General features: G+C 46.2%; 2 tRNA genes and 2 rRNA genes (1 of these 4 running past the window's edge). All 4 read right to left on the reverse strand.

The features are described 5' to 3' along the window. Positions 1 to 358 (reverse strand): 23S ribosomal RNA (locus ACFQ39_RS15120) (its annotated part extends 2,500 nt beyond the left edge of the window); the annotation flags it as partial. A gap of 183 nt (positions 359 to 541) precedes the next feature. Beyond that, positions 542 to 615, reverse strand: a tRNA-Ala gene (locus ACFQ39_RS15125). Positions 616 to 707: 92 nt separating this feature from the next. Then, a tRNA-Ile gene (locus ACFQ39_RS15130) sits at positions 708 to 781 on the reverse strand. A 110-nt stretch (positions 782 to 891) separates the two neighbouring features. Next, positions 892 to 2,412 (reverse strand): 16S ribosomal RNA (locus ACFQ39_RS15135). Positions 2,413 to 2,556 lie beyond the last annotated feature (144 nt).

Here is a 2,556-nt window from a genome sequence, read left to right on the forward strand (position 1 = left end):
CTATCACCTTCTATGGCCAGTCTTTCCAAACTGTTCTAATTCACTTAGCATCAAATGTCGTGGTCCTACAACCCCAATACGGCCGTAACCGCACTGGTTTGGGCTAATCCGTGTTCGCTCGCCACTACTTACGGAATCACTTTTGTTTTCTTCTCCTCCGGTTACTTAGATGTTTCAGTTCACCGGGTTTGCTCCTCGATTACTCGAGGTGACATATCTTCAATATGCCGGGTTGCCCCATTCGGATATTTGCGGATCAACTCGTATGTGCCAATCCCCGCAACTTTTCGCAGCTTATCACGTCCTTCTTCGCCTCTGAGAGCCTAGGCATCCTCCATACGCCCTTACTTAGCTTATTGTACTTTTTGCTCTTTTATTTTGTAAAATTGTATTTTTCTACTTTTATTTAATATTTGATTCTTACGATATCATTATGCCAATATGTCAATGAACTTTCTCGATTATTTACCAAATTCATCTGTTTCACAACAAATAAATCCGTAACCTTACCTAAACAAAAAATTAATCTCGTCTAGAACTGTGGAGAATAAGGGAGTCGAACCCTTGACCTCCTGCGTGCAAGGCAGGCGCTCTAGCCAGCTGAGCTAATCCCCCATATACTAGTAGTTAGTACATAGTAGTTAGTAGTTAGATACAACTACCACTCAACTTCTAGAATTTCCAGTCGATATACCCTAAAAAAACAGTAGTCTCGGGCAGGCTCGAACTGCCGACCTCTACATTATCAGTGTAGCGCTCTAACCAGCTGAGCTACGAGACTTTGTTAGTCTATAGTATCTATATTATAATAAAAAAATTGACAGCAGAAATTAAGTAAAATCTATCTTTCGTAACCCCTATCTGTATTATGCCCTAAAAGCATATCTCTAGAAAGGAGGTGTTCCAGCCGCACCTTCCGGTACGGCTACCTTGTTACGACTTAGCCCCAGTTACTAGTTTTACCCTAGGCAGCTCCTTGCGGTCACCGACTTCAGGCACCCCCAGCTTCCATGGCTTGACGGGCGGTGTGTACAAGGCCCGGGAACGTATTCACCGGATCATGGCTGATATCCGATTACTAGCGATTCCAGCTTCACGGAGTCGAGTTGCAGACTCCGATCCGAACTGAGATCGGTTTTAAGGATTCGCTCCTGCTCACGCAGTGGCTGCCCTCTGTACCGACCATTGTAGCACGTGTGTAGCCCAGGACGTAAGGGCCGTGATGATTTGACGTCATCCCCACCTTCCTCTCGGTTTGCACCGGCAGTCCCGCTAGAGTCCCCATCTTTACATGCTGGCAACTAACGGTAGGGGTTGCGCTCGTTATAGGACTTAACCTGACACCTCACGGCACGAGCTGACGACAACCATGCAGCACCTTGTAAGTAGTCCGAAGAAAAGACCATCTCTGATCTATGCAACTTACATTTAAGCCCTGGTAAGGTTCCTCGCGTATCATCGAATTAAACCACATGCTCCACCGCTTGTGCGGGCCCCCGTCAATTCCTTTGAGTTTCAATCTTGCGATCGTACTCCCCAGGTGGGACACTTATCACTTTCGCTTGGTCACCGAGATAAAATCCCGACAACTAGTGTCCATCGTTTACGGCGTGGACTACCAGGGTATCTAATCCTGTTCGCTCCCCACGCTTTCGTCCATTAGCGTCAGTCAATAGTTAGTAAACTGCCTTCGCAATCGGTATTCTGTGTAATATCTAAGCATTTCACCGCTACACTACACATTCTATCTACTTCACTATAACTCAAGACAACCAGTATCAAAGGCAGTTCCACAGTTGAGCTGTGGGATTTCACCTCTGACTTAATCGCCCGCCTACGGACCCTTTAAACCCAATGATTCCGGATAACGCTTGCACCCTCCGTATTACCGCGGCTGCTGGCACGGAGTTAGCCGGTGCTTATTCATACAGTACCGTCAATCTACCACACGTGGTAGGGTTTCTTCCTGTATAAAAGCAGTTTACAACCCATAGGGCAGTCTTCCTGCACGCGGCATGGCTGGATCAGGCTTGCGCCCATTGTCCAATATTCCTCACTGCTGCCTCCCGTAGGAGTCTGGTCCGTGTCTCAGTACCAGTGTGGGGGATCTCCCTCTCAGGACCCCTACCTATCGTAGCCATGGTAAGCCGTTACCTTACCATCTAGCTAATAGGACGCATACTCATCTTTTACCGCCGAAACTTTAATCATCGAACCATGCGATTCAATAATACTATATTGTATTAATCCAAATTTCTCTGGGCTATCCAATAGTAAAAGGTAAATTGTATACGCGTTACGCACCCGTGCGCCGGTCGCCACCCAGTATTGCTACCTGTGCTGCCCCTCGACTTGCATGTGTTAAGCCTGCCGCTAGCGTTCATCCTGAGCCAGGATCAAACTCTTCATCGTGAATGTTGTTCAAAATAAAGGTCTCAAAAAAAATCTTCAGAGTGGCTTTAAAAACCAAACTTGCGATTCTACTCAATTCTTACGCTGTCAATCTTTTCAATATTTTCAATGAACTTCTTTACTTCCTATCTTAACCTCAAAATT

The organism is Namhaeicola litoreus (assembly GCF_042679565.1).
Taxonomy (GTDB): Bacteria; Bacteroidota; Bacteroidia; order Flavobacteriales; family Flavobacteriaceae; genus Namhaeicola; species Namhaeicola litoreus.